This is a genomic window from Saccharomonospora xinjiangensis XJ-54 (genome assembly GCF_000258175.1).
Lineage (GTDB): Bacteria > Actinomycetota > Actinomycetes > Mycobacteriales > Pseudonocardiaceae > Saccharomonospora > Saccharomonospora xinjiangensis.
Genome location: NZ_JH636049.1, coordinates 116,321 through 136,640 on the forward strand (window position 1 = coordinate 116,321; position 20,320 = coordinate 136,640).

Annotated in this window: 5 protein-coding genes; all 5 read right to left on the reverse strand. The window is 71.5% G+C overall.

Annotated features, from left to right (window positions below):
* Positions 1 to 3,573 (reverse strand): type I polyketide synthase (locus tag SACXIDRAFT_RS00295; protein WP_408640369.1); only part of this gene is annotated, 3,573 nt, incomplete at its 3' end.
* A gap of 508 nt (positions 3,574 to 4,081) precedes the next feature.
* The gene (locus SACXIDRAFT_RS00300) at positions 4,082 to 4,291 is read right to left on the reverse strand and encodes a ferredoxin (RefSeq protein ID WP_006236436.1); all 210 of its coding nucleotides are present in this window, start codon (positions 4,289 to 4,291) and stop codon (positions 4,082 to 4,084) included.
* Positions 4,288 to 5,514: a cytochrome P450 gene (locus SACXIDRAFT_RS00305; protein WP_006236438.1), complete on the reverse strand. Its 1,227-nt coding sequence runs from the start codon at positions 5,512 to 5,514 to the stop codon at positions 4,288 to 4,290. Before SACXIDRAFT_RS00305 ends, SACXIDRAFT_RS00300 begins: the two co-directional genes overlap by 4 nt.
* Before the next feature lie 232 nt (positions 5,515 to 5,746).
* The gene (locus SACXIDRAFT_RS00310; protein WP_006236439.1) at positions 5,747 to 18,052 is read right to left on the reverse strand and encodes a type I polyketide synthase; all 12,306 of its coding nucleotides are present in this window, start codon (positions 18,050 to 18,052) and stop codon (positions 5,747 to 5,749) included.
* Positions 18,053 to 18,110: 58 nt separating this feature from the next.
* Positions 18,111 to 20,320: type I polyketide synthase (locus tag SACXIDRAFT_RS00315; RefSeq protein WP_006236440.1), on the reverse strand; the 2,210-nt coding region annotated here is incomplete at its 5' end.

Consider the following 20,320-nt stretch of genomic DNA (forward strand, 5'->3'; position numbering starts at 1 on the left):
CAACGGGGCGCGCACGAGCCTGCGGCCGTAGGAGCCCGCGGCGCGCACCGCGACCTCGTTCTCGTCTCGCGCGGCGAAGACGGCACGGAGCCGGGCACCGGCACGGGCGTCGAGTCGCTCGGGCAGGTCGACGAGGCCGCCCCACCGCTCGGGGTGCTCCGCTCCGACGACGCGGCCGAATCCCCAGATCTGCGCCTGTAACGGGGCCACCACGGGGTCGGCCGGTCCGGTGGAGACGGCGCCTCGGGTGAGGCACCAGAGCGGGGCGTGGACGTCGGCGTCGCCCAGGGCCTGCACCAGCGCGACGGTGGCCGGTCCCCCCTCGGGCATGACCGAGGGGATCGCGGGGCCGTCCTTCTCGTCCAGTGCGAGCAACGACACGACCCCTGCCGGGGGCGCCGAGCCGTCGAGCGTCCGGCGCAGCAGGTCGGCAAGGCCGACGCGATCGAGCTCGCTCGGCACCGGCAGGACGACCACCTCGGCCCCGCCGGCACGCAGCGTCGTTCCCACCTCCGAGGCCGAGGAGCGGCAGCGGCCGTCGGCGGGCTCGACGACCAGCCAGGTCCCGGTGAGCCGGGCGTCGGGCTGAGCCCGCATCGGCCGCCAGTCGATCCGGTACCGCCAGGAGTCCACTGTGGACAGCTCGCGTCGCCGTCGGCGCCACGCCGACAGACGGGGCAGGACCGCGTCCAGTGGGGCGTCGGTCGAGACGTCCAGAGTCGAGGCCAAGCCCGCGAGGTCCTCCTGCTCGACGCGCGCCCAGAACGCCGTCTCGCCCTCGCCCGCCGGAGTCACGGTCGCGTCAGCCGACGGGCGGTGCGGCTCCAGCCAGTACCGTCGGCGCTGGAAAGCGTAAGTCGGCAGCGTCACCTCGGCGGTGGTCGTGGCCCGCACAGTCCCGTGCCAGCCGACGGCGACCCCTCGGGTGTGCAGGACCGCCTCGGCCAACAGGAGTCGACGCAGGTCGGGCTCGTCCCGCCGCAGGGTTCCACAGACCACGGCGGTGTCGGCGGCACCCGTGGCGGTCAGTGTCTGCTCGACGCCCATCGTCAGGACCGGGTGTGGACTGACCTCAAGGAACACGGTGTGGCCGCGTGCGGCGCAGGCCCGCACCGCCTGTTCGAACCGCACGGTCTCGGCGAGATTGCGGAACCAGTACTCGGCGTCGAGTCCTGTGGTGGCCAACGGCTCGCCCGTGACGGTGGAGTAGAACGGCACGCTGCCGGGGCGAGGCTCGATCGGCGCCGCGAGCTCAAGGATCCGGGTCCGCAGCAAATCGACCTCGCGGGAGTGCGAGGCGTAGTCCACCGGAATCCACCGGGCGCGGACCTCTCGGCGCTCCCACTGCTCGACCAGTTCGGTCAGGGCGGCTCGCTCGCCGGAGACCACCACCGACTCGGGGCCGTTGATCGCCGCGACGGAGATGCGATCACCCCAGCCCGTGAGGTCGGCGCGCACCTCCTCCACGGAGCGAGTGACCGACACCATGCCGCCCCGGCCGGACAGCGTCTCGGCCACGGCGACGCTGCGCAGGGCGACGATCCTCGCCCCGTCCTCGATGGACAGTGCGCCGACAGCGCAGGCGGCGGCGATCTCGCCCTGGGAATGACCGATGACCGCGGCCGGCCGTACGCCCTCGGCTTCCCAGAGGGCGGCCAGCGACACCATCACCGCCCACAGCGCGGGCTGCACGACCTCCACCCGGTCCAGTGCCTCGGGCGGCGCGGTGCCTCGGACGACGTCGGTCACGGAGAAGTCTACCCAGGCCGCCAGCGCCCGTTCGCACTCGGCGAGGCGGTCGGCGAAGGGCGGGCAGGACGTCAGGAGGTCCGCGGCCATGCCGGGCCACTGCGAGCCCTGTCCGGGGAAGACCAGCACCGGTCCCGTCGCGGAGGTGCCGGATCCCACGACGGCCGAGGGCGAGGGCCTGCCTTCGGCCACGGCCAACACCCCGGCGCGCAGCGTGTCGAGATCGTCTCCGACGACCACCGCGCGGTGTTCGAAGCAGGACCTGCCTCGCAGGAGTGCCGAGGCCACGTCGGCCGCCGACCACTCCGGAGCGGCGTCGAGGGCGGCGACGAGCCGCTGCGCCTGCGCACGCAGCGCGTCCTCGGTACGGCCGGACAACACCCAGGGCACCCAGCCCGCGGTGGCGTCCCCTTCGGCGGCGGGGAGCGGAGGTGTCGCGGGCGCCTCCTCGACGATGACGTGCGCGTTGGTGCCGCTGAACCCGAAGGAGGACACGCCCGCGAGGCGGGGTCGGTCGAGTTCGGGCAGCGGGGTGGCCTCAGCCACCAGCCGCACGGCCCCGTCGGGCCACATCACCTTGGTGGTCGGCTCCGCGGCGTGCAGCGACGGGGGCACTATCCCGCGGCGCAGGGCGAGGACCGCCTTTATCACTCCCGCCACACCCGCAGCGGCCTGGGTGTGTCCGATATTGGATTTCACCGAGCCGAGCAGCAGCGGCCTGCCCGGCTCCCGACGACGCCCGTAGGTGGCGAGCAGGGCCTGCGCCTCAATGGGATCGCCCAGCTCCGTGCCGGTGCCGTGCGCCTCAACCAGATCGACGTCGCCCGCAGCCACCCCCGCGTCGAGCAGGGCCTGTCGGATCACTCGTCGCTGTGAGGGGCCGTTCGGCGCGGTCAGTCCATTGGACGCGCCGTCGGAGTTCACGGCGGAGCCCCGCAGGATCGCCAGCACCGGGTGACCGTTGCGGCGCGCGTCGGAAAGTCGCTCCACCAACAGCAGGCCGACGCCCTCGGACCAGCCGACACCGTCCGCGGCCTCGGAGAAGGGCTTGCAGCGACCGTCGGCCGCGAGCCCGTTCTGCCGGGAGAACTCCACGAAGGCGCCGGGCGTCGACATCACCGTCACGCCGCCTGCCAACGCCATCGAGCACTCGTCGTTGCGCAGGGCGCGGATCGCGAGGTGCAGCGCGACCAGCGAGGACGAGCAGGCGGTGTCAACGGTGACCCCAGGCCCCTCCAGTCCGAGGGTGTAGGCGAGCCGCCCGGAGAGGATGCTGCCCGCCGTGCCCGTGAGGATGAAGCCCGCCGCCTCGGCGGGAGCCCCGACGGACACGGTGGCGAAGTCCTGTGGGGTGCCACCGACGAAGACCCCGGTGCGACTGCCACGCAGGACGGAGGGATCGAGGCCCGCGTGCTCGACCGCCTCCCAGGAGGTCTCCAGCAGCAGTCGCTGCTGCGGATCCATCGCCGCAGCCTCACGAGGCGAGATTTCGAAGAATTCGGCGTCGAACTCGGCCGCGTCATGCAGGAATCCGCCTTGCCGGACGTATCCGCCGTCCGGCAGTTCCAGTGATTCCCAGCCCCGATCGGCGGGGAATCCTGTGATGGCGTCGGTGCCGTTCGCCATCAATTCCCAGAATTCGCCGGGAGAGCTCACTCCGCCAGGGAATCGACAGGACATTCCGATGACGGCGATCGGTTCCTGTGCCCGATCCTTGACATCCTGCAGTCTCGTTCTGGTCTGCTGGAGCTCGGTCGTCACCCGCTTCAGATAACTGCGCAGTCTATCCTCGGCCATTTCCATCGCCATCTCCACTCTGCACACCGGCCAGAACTCACCTGTCGCGTCCCCGGCTGTCCGGCCGTGACAATTCCCGCCGTGGTTATTGATCTGGTCGAACCTGCCTAGTCGCTTGCCGCGCCGCCCACGCGCGGGCGCGCGGCGGCCGCACTCACGACGAGCGGGACTCGCCCCGGGAATTCGACGCCCGGCGCACAGGAAGACCGTCCCGCCGACGTCGGCGTGACGACTCTCGCACCCCCGAACCGCATACCCGATCCGGTTTCTTCGCCTCATCGACCGCGCTATTCGCGGTGCACGCTACAGCCGGGAACAGCCTCCCGGAACCCCGAACCGGGACTGCGGAGTCGAGACTCGCCACTAGGGGATTTTAGGGGTGCACATAGGGGCATAATCCGCCGCGATATTTCCCTGACGAACCACGTTTCTCGCATTCACCTGGAAATCGACGAATCACCAGTCCTTGGGCGGCGGGAAAGCCGAGCCCCGATTCGCTCCGGTCACCACGGCAGGAGGACGCCCGGCCTGCGCGTCAGGCGATCCGCAGTGCCCGGACCGGGCACAACGCCACCGCCTCCTTCGCGGCGTCGTGCAGGCGAGGATCAGGCTCCGGATCCAGCAGCAGGACGAGGCCGTCGTCGTCTTGGTCGAAGATTTCCGGGGCAATCAGGACGCACTTCCCCGAACCGGTGCAGACCTCCCGGTCGGCGTGGACGTGTGGCCCTGCGGCGTCGGCGCTCACCAGGTGACCGGCATCGACATGATGTCGGGCAGCGGCGAGCCCGGCAGGCCCGTCAGCTCCGAGGCGGGCACGGCGAGGCGGAGGCCGGGGATGCGGCGGAACAGCGTGCCGTAGGCGATCTCCAGTTCCACCCGGGTGAGGTTGGCGCCGAGGCACTGATGGGAGCCGTGCCCGAAGGCGATGTGTGCGCGAGCGTTGCGGTGCACGTCCAGCACGTTGGGCTCGTCGAAGACCTCGGTGTCGCGGTTGGCCGCGCCGTTGGCCACGATGACGGGGTCACCCGCCGCGATCGCCACGCCGCCGATCTCGACGTCCGCGGTCGCCACGCGCAACCCCGACAGGTCGGAGACGCTGACATAGCGCAGCAGCTCGTCCACGGCTCCCGGCAGCACGGTCTCGTCGGCCCTCAGGGCGGCGAGCTGCTCGGGGTTCTCCAGCAGGGCCGCCACGCCCAGGGAGATCATCGACGCGGTGGGCAGCTGACCTGCGCCAAAGAACAGGAAGCACAGGTTGACCAGTTCGGCGTGGGTCAGTGTCCCGGTGGCGACGTGCTTGGCGATGACCCTGCTGAGCAGGTCGTCCCCCGGCTCGCGCTCCTTCTCCATGATCGCCTGGTAGAGATACTGAGTGACCGGGACCAGGTGGGCGTTCATCGCGGATCCGACGTCGTCGGCGTCCAGGGAGTCACTGGTCTCCAGCGGGACGTCCTGGCTCTTCGCGACGAACTCCTGCATATCCGCGTAGGAGATGCCCAGCAGATGGCAGATCACGCTGCCTGCCATCGGCGTCGAATAGGCCTGCACCAGATCCACCGGCTTGTCTGCGGCCAGCATGGCGTCGATCAGCTCGTCCGCGGTCCGCTGAATGAGCGGCCGGAGACCGTGCATTCGACGCACGGTGAACTCACTGATCACGGTGCGCCGAAGTCTGGTGTGCTCCGGCGCGTCGAGCGTGATCAGGGTCGAGAAGGCACGGGTACCCTCCATCGCGGCACTCAACATCGGGTATCCGGGGTTGGTGGCGTCCGAGCTGAACAGCGGGTCGGATAGCACGGCCTTGGCATCGTCGTACCCGGTGACCAGCCAGCCCTGGGTCCCGTTGTACAGGCGAATCGGGCTGGGTCCGCCCGACGCCAGCATTTCACCGTACTCGGCGGGCGGCTCGTAGGGGCATTTTCGCAGAATCGGAAATTCCACTACGGAATCCGTGGCAGCGTCAGTCATGATCTCACTCCAAAAATCAACGCGAATTCGGCCGAATAGGTTGCGACCACCTTAATGCGACGACTGGTCGAGCGTCGCCCCCTAGCCTGCCCCTATTCTCTGCGGAACCCTTATCTACGAATGTCTGTGGGTTACGGGTTGGTAAGGCAAATGTGGTGTGTCTCGTGGCCCGTCGGCCCCCATGGCGGACTGCGCTGGTCGGGGTGGTCGTCCGACGGTCGAGGACACGGCTTTAGATGCCACCGAACTCGTCGTCGATCAGCCGGAGGAGTTCGTCCGCGTCGGCGGCGTGCAGCGCCACGTCCGCGTCACCAGGCTCCTCGTGGCCGGCGTCGCCGAGTTTCGACAGGAGCACTGTCAACCGGGTCGCCAGGGCCCTGCGGGCCTCGCCGCTGAGCTCGGCCGAGGAGACGCCCTGTTCCAGCCGGTCCAGCTGAGCGAGGATCGCGCCGTCCGGGGCCTCCGGCCGCGCACCGAGCTCGGCGGCGAGGAAGTCCCCCACCTCCGAGGGCGACGGATAATCGAACACCAGCGTGGCGGGCATGTGCCGTCCGGTCAGCTCGTTCAGTCGGTTGCGCAGCTCCACCGAGGTCAGTGAGTCGAAGCCCAGTTCCGTGAACGCGGTCGTCGCGCTCACCATCTCCACGGACCGATGGCCGATGACGGCGGCCGCCTCCTGCCGCACCAGAGTGACGAGCGCGGACCTGGCGTCTGCCGTGGACAGTCCGGCCAGGCTCGACCGCAGCGCCGCGCCCGCGTCGCCGGCTGAGTGCAGGCGCCGGGCCGGTGCGCGCACGAGACCACGCAGCAGTGCGGGAACCGGGCCGTCCCGACGCTCGGCGGCTGTGCCCAGCACCCAGTCGGCCGGGGACACCACGGGTCGATCGGAGGCGACGGCGAGGTCGAACAGCCGCAGTCCCTCCGAAATCGACAGCGCCCGCAGCCCGGTGCGCGCCGTGCGCTGGGTTGCGGCGCCGTCGAGTCCGCCGGTCATGCCGCCGTCCGCCCCGGTCCAAGGTCCCCAGGCCAGCGACACGGCTGGCAGGCCGAGCGCCCTCCTGTGCTGTGCCAGAGCGTCGAGGAAGGCGTTGGCCGCGGCGTAGTTCGCCTGACCGGCCGAGCCCAGCAGCCCGGCGACGGAGGAGAACAACACCAGTGGAACGGCGCCGAGCTCCAAGGTCGCCTCGTGCAGGTTGACCGCCCCGCTCACCTTGGCTCGCAACACCCGGTCGATCCGCTCGGGCGTCAGCGACGTGAGCAGCCCGTCGTCGAGCACACCTGCGGCGTGCACCACGGCCGTCACCGGGTGTTCGGCGGGGACGGCCGCGAGCACCGCCGCGAGCGCCGTGCGATCGCCGACGTCGCAGGCCGCGAAGGAGGCGTCAGCCCCCAGTTCCGCCAACTCCTCGGCGAGGCGCTCCGCCGCAGGGGTGTCGCCGCCCTGTCTGCCGAGCAACAGCAGCCTGCGCGTCCCGTGCTCGGCGACCAGATGCCTCGCGACGGCGCCGCCGAGCAGGCCGGTGCCACCCGTCACCACCACCGTTCCTCCAGGAACGCGGTCCCACGGGAGAGAGACATCCCGCGCGTCCGCGTCGGACGCGGCGGTTCGCGGCGGGTCTGCTTCGGTCGGCACCGACCGCGCCAGGCGGGGGGTGAGCAGCGTGCCCGCCCGAATGGCCATCTGGGGTTCGGCTGCCGCCGTCGCCGCGGCCACGGCGGCAGGCAGCGCCTGAATGGACGCCTCTTCCCCATCGACGTCGATGATCAGGAACCGGTCGGGATGCTCGGACTGTGCGGAGCGAACCAGCCCGAGAGCCGAGGCTGCGGCCAGATCGACGACGTCCTCGTCGTCGGCCGTCGCGAGGGCCCTCCGAGTCACCAGCACGAGCCTGGTCGAGGACAGACCGTCGTCGGCGAGCCATCGAAGCAGCAGGCCGAACGTCCGATGCACGGTGTCGCGCACGGCCTCGGCGGGATCGTCGGACAGGTGGTCGCCCGCCAACTCGGCGAGGACGACCTCCGGCCGCGCCGTGCCCGTCACCGAGGAGGACCCGGCGCCGAGATCCGCCAGCCGGGGTAGCTCGGCCCCGCCGATCCGAGCAGGCAGCCGATCCGGTGTGGCCTGATCGAGCACCGCCCAGCCGACGGGCGCGGCGGGCTCCGGCGTGCTCGGCGAGGAGGTCCACTCGAGCCGGAAAAGGGCATCCGGCCGCCGCCTGCCCGCCGCGGCAGGCCCGGCCTGTGAGACCGGCCGGAGGGTGACACCCCCGATCGAGGCTAGCGGCCGACCCAGCTCGTCGGTCAGCTCGATCGAGAGCGCCGTTCCCGCACCGGGCGACATCCGGACCCGGGCGGCGGCGGCTCCGGCCTGGTAGACGGTCACCCCGGTCCAGGCGAAGGGCAACCGGGTGGGGTCGTCGGTCGGGCTCGCGGCGAGTCCGATGGTGTGCAGGGCCGCGTCCAGCAGTGCGGGGTGCATCCCGAACCGGCCCGCCTCCTCCCGCACGGAGCCGGGCAGTCGCACCTCCGCGAAGACCTCGTGCGCCTTTCGCCAGGCACGGTGCAGGCCTTGGAAGGCCGGCCCGTAGGTGAGGCCCGAGTCCGAGTCCGCCGGGTAGAGGTCGGCCACGTCGGCCGGATCGGCATCGACCGGCGGCCATGGGCCCGGTCGGGCGGTCGGCACGGCGTGGCCGACGGTCAGGCTGCCGTGGGCGTGCCGAGTCCAGGTCTCGTCCCGCGGGGCGTCCTGCGCACGCGCGTACACGGTGACGGGCATGGCGTCGGTCTCGTCCGGCGAGCCGACGACGACCCGAGTGTGGACCTCCTCGCCCGCCGTCAGCACGAGCGGGACCTCCAGGGTCAGTTCGGCCACGGTGTCACGGCCAACGTGACGCCCGGCCTGGAGGACGATCTCCACGAAGGCGGTGCCGGGCAGCACGACGACACCCGCAACCTGGTGATCCGCCAGCCAGGGCTGCGCTGCCAGCGAGAGGCTGCCGGTCACCACGACGCCCGCCGTGTCGGGCGACTCCACGACCGCGCCGAGCATGGGGTGGTCGGCGGCGCCCAGGCCGAGTCCGCGCGGGTCGCCGGAACTCGCGCCGGCGTCGAGCCAGTACCGCTCGTGTTGAAAGGCGTAGGTCGGCAGGTCCACCGACGACGGTGCGGACGGCAGCTGAGGCGACCAGTCCACCGGCACTCCCCCGACGCAGGCCGCGGCCAGTCCGGTCAGGACCGCGTCCACCTCGCCGCGCCCGGTGCGCAGAAGGGGGACACAGCGCACCCCGGCGGTGTCTCGGCCGTCGTCCCGGTCGTGGTCGAGGGTGTCACGGGCGAGCATCGACAGCACTGTGCCGGGGCCGACCTCGATCACGGTGGACACCCCGAGCCGCCGCAGGCTGCGCACCGCGTCCGCGAACCGCACCGGCTCGCGGACCTGACGCACCCAGTACTCGAGGTCCGCCATCGCGGCGAGGCCCGCCTCGGCGCCGAACACCGTCGAGATCATAGGCATGGTTGGTGTGTCGAACTCGACGTCGGACAGCTCCCGCCGGTAGTCGTCGAGCATCGGGTCCATCAGAGCGGAGTGGAAGGCGTGCGACACCGTCAAGTTCCGGACCCGACGCCCACGCGCCCGCCACGACTCGGCGATCTCCTCGACGAGCGCGGCCTCGCCGGAGATCACGGTCGCCGTCGGGCCGTTCACCGCCCCGATGCTCACCGGGAGGGGTGGTGGCGAGCCCGGGGACTGTGCGGCGCCCTCCCCGAGCCGCCGCGCCGCACGATCGATCAGATCATCCCGGACCTCCTGCTCCGTCGCGACGATCGCGGCCATCGCGCCGCCCTCGGGCAGTGCCTGCATCAGCCTGGCCCGCGCGGCGACCACCCGGCACGCCTGGGGCAGCGACCACAAACCTGCCACGAACGCCGCCGTGACCTCGCCCAGCGAGTGTCCGCTCACGATGTCGGGCACCACGCCGAAGGACTCGGCCAGACGGACCAGCGCCACCTCGATCGCGAAGAGCCCCGGCTGTGCCAGCCCGGTCGCGTGGACGGCACCGGCCGAGGGCTGTCCCCCGGGCCCCGTTTCGTCGTCCGCCGCGAAGAGAACCTCGCGCAGTGAACAGCCCAGTAGCTGGTCCAGTTCAGCGCAGACCTCGTCGAAGGCTGCGGCGAAGACCGGGTAGGCGGCATAGAGTTCGCGGCCCATGCCGGGGTACTGGGTTCCCTGGCCGGTGAACACCATGGCCAGCCTGCCCTCGTTCTCGGCCGTGCCCGTGATCACCGCCGGGGTGGAGCGTCCCTGGGCGAGGGCGGCCGCGCCCGCCGCGAGTTCGTCCCGGTCCGCGCCGAGGATCACCGCCCGGTGTTCGAGCAGCGCCCTGGTCGTCGCCAGGGCGTATGCCACGTCGGCGTCGGACGTCTCGGGGTGGGCGGCCAGATGCGCGGCCAACCGCTGAGCCTGATCACGCAGGGCCCCCGCAGTCCGGCCGGAGAGCACCCACGGGAGCGGTCCGGCCGTGTCGGTGACGGGCGCCGAGTCAATCGTCGCGCCGTCGCCCGCCTCCTTCGGCTCGGCGAGGACCAGCGGCTGCTCATCGTCAGTGACCAGGGCGCCGTGGTGGGTGCTGTCGAGGGCTGGGGCTTGTTCGAGGATGACGTGGGCGTTGGTGCCGCTGATCCCGAAGGAGGACACCGCGGCCCGTCGGGGACGGTCCACCTCGGGCCACGGCCGCGACTCGGTCAGCAACTCCACCGCACCCGACGACCAATCCACCTGCGACGTGGGCTCACCCACATGCAACGTCCGCGGCAACACCCCATGCCACATCGCCATGACCATCTTGATCACACCAGCCACACCCGCAGCAGCGACAGTGTGGCCGATGTTCGACTTCACCGAACCCAGCCACAACGGCATCCCCTCGGCACGGTCCTGCCCGTAGGTCGCCAACAGAGCCTGCGCCTCAATCGGATCACCGAGCCGAGTCCCGGTGCCATGCACCTCCACCACATCCACATCCCCAGTGGACAAACGCGCATTCGCCAAAGCCTGACGGATCACCCGCTGCTGCGACGGACCATTCGGCGCCGTCAACCCATTCGACGCACCATCCTGATTCACCGCCGAACCCTTGACCACCGCCAGAACCCGACGACCATTCCGCACCGCATCCGACAACCGCTCCAACACCAGCAGCCCGACACCCTCACCCCAGCCCGTGCCATCCGCCGCATCCGAGAACGACTTACACCGACCGTCGGCAGCCAGACCACGCTGCCGATGGAAGTCATCGAAGATGCCGGGGGTCGCCATGATGGTGACGCCGCCCGCCAGTGCCAGGGAGCACTCGCCCTGCCGCAGTGACTGCGCGGCCAGGTGCAGGGCGACCAGCGACGACGAACACGCCGTATCCACCGTCAGCGTCGGACCCTGCAATCCGAAGGCGTAGGCGACGCGACCGGAGGTCACGCTGTTCGAGATCCCGGTGCTCAGATGCGTGCGGACGGTCTCGGGCAGCCCGACGGCGCCCAGCCCGTAGTCCTGGCTCGCCTTGCCGACGAACACACCCGTGTCGCTGCCGCCCAGCGAGTTCGGGGCCAGACCCGAGCGCTCGAAGGCCTCCCATGCGGTCTCCAGCAGCAGGCGCTGCTGCGGATCCATCGCCACCGCCTCACGCGGCGAGATCCCGAACAAACCGGCGTCGAAACCCGCGGCGTCGGTGACGAAGCCGCCGACCCTGGCGAAGCCGTCGGTGTCGGACGGCCGCCATCCGCGATCGTCGGGGAAGGCGTCCACCGCGTCGCGGCCCTGGGCCACCAGCTCCCAGAGATCCTCCGGCGAACCGACGTCTCCCGGGAAGCGGCAGGCCATGCCCACCACGACGACGTCGTCGTCCCGTCCTGTGCCGGTGTTCATCGGGCGATGCGTCGTGCTCGCCGCGACACCGCCATCGGCAGGCGCGATCCTGCTCAACAGGTGACGGGCGAGGTCGGCGGGTGTCGGATGGTCGAAGACGGCGGTGGCGGGCAGTGTCAGCCCCGTGGCCGCTCGGAGCCGGTTGCGGAGTTCCACGGCGGTCAGCGAATCGAAGCCCAGGTCGCTGAAAGGCTGGTCCGCCGCGACCCGGTCGGCGCCCGCGTGACCGAGCACCGCTGCCGCCTCCCCGCGGACCGTATCGACCGCCTGCCTGCGGCGTTCCGGCTCGGCGAGTCCGGAGATCCGGTCCGCCCAGCCGATCTCGGTCGATGCCGACGTCGCGGCCCGTCGCGGCGCGCGGGTCTTGCGGACGCGCACCAGGGCGCGCAGCAGTTCCGGAACGCGATCCCAGTCGCGCAGCGCGGCGGGGTCGAGGTCCACCGGGACAGCATGGGTCGGTCGCGTCGCCAGCAGGATGTCGAGCAGCGCCATGGCGCGTTCCCGCGTCAGGGGGGTCACCCCGCCGCGGCTCAGTCGATTGCGGTCCGTACTAGTCAGACCCGCGGTCATCCCGGAATCGGCGGACCACGGGCCCCACGCGAGCGCGGTGCCCGCGAGGCCGAGCGCGCGGCGATGCGCGACGAGGCCGTCGAGGAACGCGTTGCCTGCCGCATAGACCGCCTGGCCTGCTGCCCCCCAGACGCCCGCGACGGAGGAGAATGTCACGAACAACGGCAGGTCCAGGTGCTGGGTGGCCCTGTGCAGGTTCCAGGCTCCGGTGACTTTGGGCGCCAGTACCTCCTCGATCCTCGTCGCGTCGAGGGTGGCGAGCACGCCGTCGGAGACGACCCCGGCAGCGTGGACGACGCCGGCCAGCGGCCGATCCTCGGGAATCGAGTCGATCGCCTCGGCGAGGGCCCTGGCGTCGGTGACGTCCGCGCTGGACACGCGGGCTCGGGCGCCGAGGGTGGCGAGGTCGGCGACGAACGCGGCCGCCCCCGGCGTGTCCTCGCCGCGCCGGGACACCAGCAGTAGGTCGGTGACGCCGTGCACGGCGACGAGGTGGCGTGCCACGGCACGGCCCAAGGACCCGAGACCGCCGGTGATCAGCACAGTCGTTCCCGGCGGCACCGGTCGAGGTACCGTCAGCACCGCCTTTCCGACCAGGGTTGCACCCGCCAGTGCCCGTAGGGCGGGGCGGATGCGGCGGACGTCGAACTCGGTGATCGGCGGCGGTGTCAACACGCCCTGCTCGAACAGCTCCCCGAGCCGAGCGAGCGCGTGTGCGACCCGGTCGGGGTGCAGCGCCGACACGTCGAAGGGTTCGTACCGGACTCCGGGATGCTCGTCGGCGACCTGCCCGGCGTCCCGCAGGTCGGTCTTGCCCATCTCCAGCAGCACTCCGCCGGGGGCCAGTGTCCGCAGCGAGGCATCCACGAAAGGCCCCGCCAGGGCGTTCAACACGACATCGACGCCTCGGCCGTCGGTCGCCGAGAGCACCCGCGACTCGAATTCGAGGTCGCGGGAGGAGGAGATCCTCTCCGCCGGGATCCCCCAGTCCCGCAGCACCGCGTGCTTGCCGGGGGACGCGGTGACGAAAACCTCCGCCCCGACCGCGCGAGCCACCTGCACGGCGGCTGAGCCGACACCGCCCGCCGCCGCGTGAATCAGCACCGAGCGACCCGCGGACAGGCCAGCCAGCTCGACCAGTCCGTGGTACGCGGTGAGGAACACGCTCGGCACCGACGCGGCCTCGACCGCCGACCAGCCGGTCGGCACGGCGATCAGGCAACGGCGGTCCACGACGACCTCGGACGCGAACGCGCCGGAGAACACGCCCGTCACGAGGTCACCGCAGGCGAGGCCGGTGACCTCGGCACCGACCTCGACGACGACGCCCGCGCCCTCGCCGCCGATCTCGATGACGTCGGGGTACATCCCCAGCGCCGCCATCACGTCACGGAAGTTCACCCCCGCCGCGCGGACGGACACCCGGACCTCGCCGGGGGCCAGGGGTTTTTGTCCGCGTGGCGACGACGGCAGCACGTTGACGCCGGTCAAAGATCCGGGTGACGCCACCCCGATCCGCCAGCGGCCGCCGGGCAGGATCAGCTCGTCCTGATCGGACGTCCGCGTGAGGCTCGACCGGCCGAGTCGGGGCACCAGCACCCGCTCTTCGCGGATCGCGACCTGCGAGTCCTCCGCGACGAGCAGGCTGCGCAGCAGGCCCGGATCGAGTTCGGCGGGGACGGCGGAGGCCAGATCGAGCAGCGTGATGCGGTCGGGGTTCTCCGTCTGGGCGGTGCGCAACAGACCCCAGATCGCCGAACCGGCCAGCCCGTCGACCGGGTCGGCGGGCTCCGCCGCCACGGCGTCGCTGGTGACCACCAGCAGCCGGGTGTCGAGCAGAACGTCGTCGGCCAGCAGCGACTGGACGGTGCGGATCACTCGGGCGACGTCGCGGTGCACCGCCTCGGTCAAGGCGTCGTCGCCTGCCTGACCGGCGCCACGACAGTCCAGCACGATCAGCGCGGGCGCGTTCCCCACATGGTCGACGGCCGAGGAGAGCCGGGCCAGGTCGGGGAGACAGCGAACGGGGCCGAGCCGTTCGTCACCCACGGATTCGGACTCGGTCCCGGATTCGGACTCGGCCCTCGCCGACGGTCCGGCCGCGGGCAGCATGGCGAACCACTCGGCGGACCGCGCGGACTCCGGCGGCACGGCGGGCAGTGTCGCGGGGACCCACGTCACCTCGAACAGGGCCGAGTCCTGGCCCGTGGCGTCGTCGAGCGCGCCAGGGGCGAGCGGACGCAGGATTACCCGGTCGACGGTCAGCACCGGCGTCCCGTCCGGATCGGTCATGGCCAACCCCAGGGCGCCGTCCCCGGCCCGGTTCAGCCGCACCCGAAGACGGGTGGCCCCGACCGCGTGCACCTGGACTCCCATCCAGGAGAAGGGCAGCCGGACTCCGGTGCCGCCGTCGTCCTGCGGACGCAGGACCCGAGCCACCTCGGGCAGGCCGAGCGCGTGCAGGGCGGCGTCGAACAGCGCCGGGTGCACCGCGTGGGCGATCTCCGTGGGGCGACCGACTCCCGAAGCGTCGGCGAAGTCCGGCAGCTCCACCTCGGCGAACACCGCGTCCGTCCCGACCCAGGCCGCCCGCAGGCCCCGGAAGGCCGGGCCGTAGGTCAGTCCTGCCTCGGTGAAGGTGTCGTACAGCTCGGTGGTCTCCACCGGGCGGCTTCCGGGCGGTGGCCACGCCTTCGCGAACCCGTCCAGTGCCGTCTGCGGAAGGGTCGGATCGGACTCCAGCAGGGTGCCGACGGCGTGTGCGGTCCAGTCGGCGTCCGGGTCGGACGCCGGCCGGGTGTGCACCGTGACCGCCCGGCGTCCGTCGGTCTCGGGGTGGTCGAGGTGCACGCGCACCGTGAGCGCACCGGTCGGCGGCAGGAGCACCGGGGCGTGCAGGGTCAGCTCTTCGAGGATCGGGGCGTCCAGGTCGGCTGCCGCGTGCAGCACCCAGTCCACCAGTCCCGTGCCGGGGAACACGATCGCCCCACCGACCTGGTGATCCGACGACCAGGGCACGGCCGAGACGGACAGCACCCCGGTAAGCACCACGCCTCGGGAGTCCGGGAGGTCCACTCGCGCTCCCAGCACGGGATGCCCGCCCGCCGTCAGCCCCAGGCCGCGCGCGTCCCCCCGGCCCCCCTCTGCGTCCAGCCAGAACCGCTGGCGCTGGAACGCGTAGGTGGGCAGCTCCAGCGGGGACACGCGGGCCGGGAACACCGGCGACCAGTCGAGGCGGGCACAGGAGACGTGCACCGAGGCGAGCCCGGCGAGCAGGGTTTCCTGCTCGCCTCGTCCCGCGCGCAGCAGCGACACACACGACATGGGGGCTGCCGCGCTCGGGATCGGGCCGGTGTGCTCCTCGGACCGTCCGGCGTCGGGAGCGGCGAACCGTCGCTGTTCGGAAGCCGTGCCGTCAGCCGCCTCGGCGACGGCGTCGAGAAGTGTGGTGAGCACCGCGCCGGGTCCGACCTCGATCACGGTGGTCACACCGAGGTCGCGCAGCGCGCCCGCAGCGTCGGCGAACCGCACCGGTTCCCGCACCTGCCGCACCCAATACCCCGGATCGGTCAGGACGGCGGGCGCGAGCACGCCACCCGTCACGGTGGACACCACCGGCAACCTCGGCGAGCCGAACTGGACCCGGGCGAGAACCTGGCCATAGTCGTCGAGCATGGGGTCCATCAGCGCGGAATGAAACGCATGCGACACCGAGAGCGCGCGGACCCGACGACCCCGGGCCCGCCAAAACTCCATCACCCGGCCCACAGCGCCCGCGTCTCCTGACACGACCGTCGCGTTCGGTCCGTTGACCGCCGCGACGTCCACTCCCGACGCGCCCCCCGGAACGTCCGATTCGCCGATACTCGTCCGCACCTCTTCTTCGGTGGCCGCGATCGAGGCCATCGCCCCACCCCCAGGCAACGCCTGCATCAACCCCGCCCGCGCCGCCACCACCCGACACGCCTGCGGCAACGACCACAACCCCGCCACGAAAGCCGCCGTCACCTCCCCCAGAGAATGACCAGCCACCACCTCAGGAACAACACCGAACGACCCCAACAACCGCACCAACGCAACCTCCACCGCGAACAAAGCAGGCTGCGCCACCCCCGTATCGTCGATCGTCCGGGCACCGGGAGGCTGCGCGGGCTCGATGGCGAACACGGCCTCCCGCAAAGAGAACCCCAACAACGGATCCAACTCCGCACACACCTCATCAAACGCCTCCGCGAACACCGGAAACGCCCCATACAACTCCCGACCCATCCCCGCGTATTGGGAGCCCTGCCCCGAAAACACCAACCCAACCCGGCCCGCCTGCCGCACCACACCCGACACCACACCAGGAGCGCCACGACCCTCGGCCACCGCAGCAAGACCGGCGAGAAGTTCAGCTCGATCAGAGCCGAGCACCACCGCACGATGCTCCAACGCCGCCCGCGCCCTGACGAGCGAACAAGCAACATCGGCCAGCGCAAGGCCCGGACGGGCGGTCACGTGCGCGGCCAACCGCTGAGCCTGATCACGCAAAGCCCCCGCGGTCCGGCCGGAGAGCACCCACGGGACGGGACCCGGGCCGAGGGTACGGCCGTCCCCGGCTCCGACGGCGGTCTCATCGCCGAGGTCGGTCTCGCCGTCGGCCGCCTCCGCCGGCTCGTCGAGGGCCGGGGCTTGTTCGAGGATGACGTGGGCGTTGGTGCCGCTGATCCCGAAGGAGGACACCGCGGCCCGTCGGGGACGGTCCACCTCGGGCCACGGCCGCGGCTCGGTCAGCAACTCCACCGCACCCGACGACCAATCCACCTGCGGCGTGGGTTCGTCCACATGCAGGGTCCGCGGCAGCACCCCATGCCGCATCGCCATGACCATCTTGATCACACCAGCCACACCCGCAGCCGCCTGACCGTGTCCGATGTTGGACTTCACCGAACCCAGCCACAACGGCATCCCCTCGGCACGGTCCTGCCCGTAGGTCGCCAACAACGCCTGCGCCTCAATCGGATCACCAAGCCGAGTCCCGGTGCCGTGCGCCTCCACCACATCGACATCCGCCGGACTGATCTGCGCGTTGACCAGCGCCTCACGGATCACCCGCTGCTGTGACGGACCATTCGGCGCCGTCAACCCATTCGACGCACCATCCTGATTCACCGCCGAACCCCGCACGACAGCGAGAATCCGCCTGCCGTTGCGCACCGCATCCGACAACCGCTCGACGAGCAGGACGCCCACGCCCTCACCCCAGCCGGTGCCGTCCGCCGAGGCCGCGAACGACTTGCAACGCCCGTCGGGCGCCAGGCCGCCCTGCCGGGCGAACTCCCGCACGATGACAGGTGAGGCCATGACCTCCACGCCGCCGACCACCGCCAGCGAACACTCGTCGGCACGTAGCGCCTGCGCGGCCAGATGCAGGGCCACCAATGACGACGAACACGCCGTGTCCACCGTCACCGCGGGCCCCTCCAGGCCGAAGGTGTAGGCGACGCGACCGGACACGACGCTGGTCGCGTTGCCGGTCAGCAGGTAGCCCTGGACCTCCTCGGGCATGTCGGTGAGCGCGCCGCCGTAGTCACGACCGGACACCCCCGCGAACACACCGGTGCGGCTGCCCTCGACGGTTGAAGCGTCGATGCCAGCGCGCTCGAACACCTCCCACGACGCCTCCAGCAGCAGGCGCTGCTGCGGGTCCATCGCCAGTGCTTCGCGCGGAGAGATCCCGAACAGTTCCGCGTCGAAGGACGCCACGTCGGCGAGGAACCCACCGCCGAACTCGCCCGCGGAGTCGCCTGCTGCCGCACCGCCCGAGATCGAGTCGAGATCCCAGCCCCGATCGGCAGGCAACCCGGTGACGGCGTCGACGCCGTCGTCGACGAGACGCCACAGGTCCGCGGGCGACTCGACGCCGCCGGGATAACGGCAGGCCATACCGATGACCGCGATCGGCTCCCGTTCGCGCGACTCGACGTCGAGCAGGCGCTGCCGGGTCCGGTGAAGATCAGCCGTGACCCACTTGAGGTAGTCGCGGAGCTCTTCTTCGTTCGCCATGTCCAGTTACTCCTAGCGTGGTTCGCGTCAGCAGAACGCGGGGTCGAGGCGGGCGGGATCAGTTCCTGCCGAGCCGTCCTCGAATGAACTCGAAAAGCGCCTCGTCGGAGGCCGACTCGATCTCGTCGTCAACGGTGGCCTCGGCCGCTGGGGAAGGTTCGTCGGTCCACTTGAGCAGCAGCCCGCGCAGGCGGGTGGTGATCTGTGACCGGGAGGTGTCCCGCGCGTCGACCTTGGCCAAGGCGGCTTCGAGCCGGTCCAGCTGCGCACTGATCGGTAGGTCGGCAGTCGGGGCCTCAGCCGACAGTCGGGTGCCCAGGTGTTCGGCCACCGACGCGGGGGTGGGATGGTCGAAGACCAGCGTGGGCGGGAGCGGCAGGCCGGTGCTCCGGCTGAGGTTGTTGCGCAACTCCACCGCGATCAGCGAGTCGAAGCCGACGGACTGGAAGGCCGCGTCGGGATCGACCTGATCGGCGGAGGTGAAGCCCAGAACCGAGGCGACCTCGGACCGCACCAGGTCGAGCACGGCCCGCGCCCGTTCCCCCGGTGGCATCGCGGTCAGTTGTCGCACCAGGTCGTCCCGTTCGTCCCCGTCGCCGTCGGCTGCGGCGGAGGCTGTGGAGGCGGTCGAGTTCACCGCCTGCTGTGCCTCCGGCAGTTCCGACAGCAGCGGCTGCGGACGGTGCAGGGTGAACGAAGGGACGAAGTTCGCCCAGTCCACATCGGCCACCGCGATCGCCATATCGTCGTTACCGACCGAGGCCTCCAGGGCCGCCATCGCCTCCTCCGGCGACATGGGCAGCACGCCGCGCCGCCGGAGGTAATCTCCCGCCTCGCCCGAGGCCATCCCGCTCCCGGCCCAGGCTCCCCAGGCGATCGACGTCGAGGGCAGGCCCGCGGCCCTGCGCTGCTCGGCGATCGCGTCGGCGGCGGCGTTGGCGGCCGCGTAGGCCCCCTGGCTTCCGCTGCCCCACACCCCCGAGATCGACGAGAACGACACGAACGCGGTGATCGGGTGGTGCCGGGTGAGCTGGTGCAGAGTGGCCAGTCCCTGTGTCTTGGCCCGCAGGACCTCGGCGATCCGCGATTCGGAGAGGTCGGTCAGTGCCGTGTCGTCGAGGACTCCCGCGGTGTGGACGACGCCGGTCAACGGCGTCGTCGGGGGGATGTCGTCGAGAACCTCGCGCAGTGCGTCCCGATCTGTGACGTCACAGGCGACGACGACGGTCTCAACACCGACGGCGGCCAGTTCCGCGACCAGTTCGGCGGCCCCGGGCGCGGCCGGGCCGCGCCGCGAGATCAACACGAGTCGCTCGGCTCCCCGGCTGGCCAGCCAGCGGGCGACGCGGACGCCCAGCGCGCCGGTGCCGCCCGTCACCAGGACTGTCCCGCGAGTCCGCCAGCACTCGGCGGCCCTCGCAACATCTGTGCCCAGCGGCGCTCGCACGAGCCTGCGGCCGAACACTCCGGCCGGACGCACCGCGACCTGATCCTCTCCCGACTCCCCTGCCAGGACGCCACGCAGCCGCGAGCCGATCCGGGCGGCGTCCGCTTCGGACAGCCCGAGGAGACTCGGGAGGTCTACCAGGCCGCCCCAGCGCTCAGGGTGTTCCAGGGCGACGACCCGGCCCAGTCCCCACAGCATCGCCTGCGTGGGATCAGCGGGTGGGTCGTCGTCCCTGGTCGAAACGGCGCCGCGTGTCAGACACCACAACGGGGCGGTCACCGCCGCGTCGCCGAGGGCCTGCACCAGCGTGACCGCGGACACCAGGTCACTGACGGGCAGCGTCGGCGGCACCGGGTCAGCGAGATCACCCGACGCCGTCGCGGGATCGACGGTCGGCCTCGGCAGGCCCAGCAGCGACACGATCCCGGCGGGCGACGGCTCGGCCTCGACGAGACGTCGCAGTCGCGTGGCCAGCGCGACGCGGCCCAGACCGGGTTCGATGCCGATCCGCATCACCTGTGCCCCGCCCTGCACGAGCAGTTCCTCGATACGGGCGGCCTCGACGGCGGGCTGCCCGGCGGCGGGGTCCACGTCGACGAGGAGCCAGGTGCCGGGCAGCGGCGCCGACGCGGCGCGCTCGAGCATCGGCACTCCCGTCCAGCGCACGCGGTATCGCCAGGAGTCCACCCGTTCCCGATCGCGTGATCGGCGGCGCCACCGCGACAGGGCGGGCAGCACCGACGTGAGGTCCTCGACGTCCTCACTGGGCAGGGTGACCAGCCGGGCGACCTCAGCCGGATCGTCGCGTTCGACGGCAGCCC

Excerpts from the sequence above, each read along its gene's own strand:
- SACXIDRAFT_RS00305 (WP_006236438.1), bottom strand. The coding sequence starts at position 5,514 with ATGACTGACGCTGCCACGGATTCCGTAGTGGAATTTCCGATTCTGCGA.
- SACXIDRAFT_RS00310 (WP_006236439.1), bottom strand. The coding sequence starts at position 18,052 with ATGGCGAACGAAGAAGAGCTCCGCGACTACCTCAAGTGGGTCACGGCT.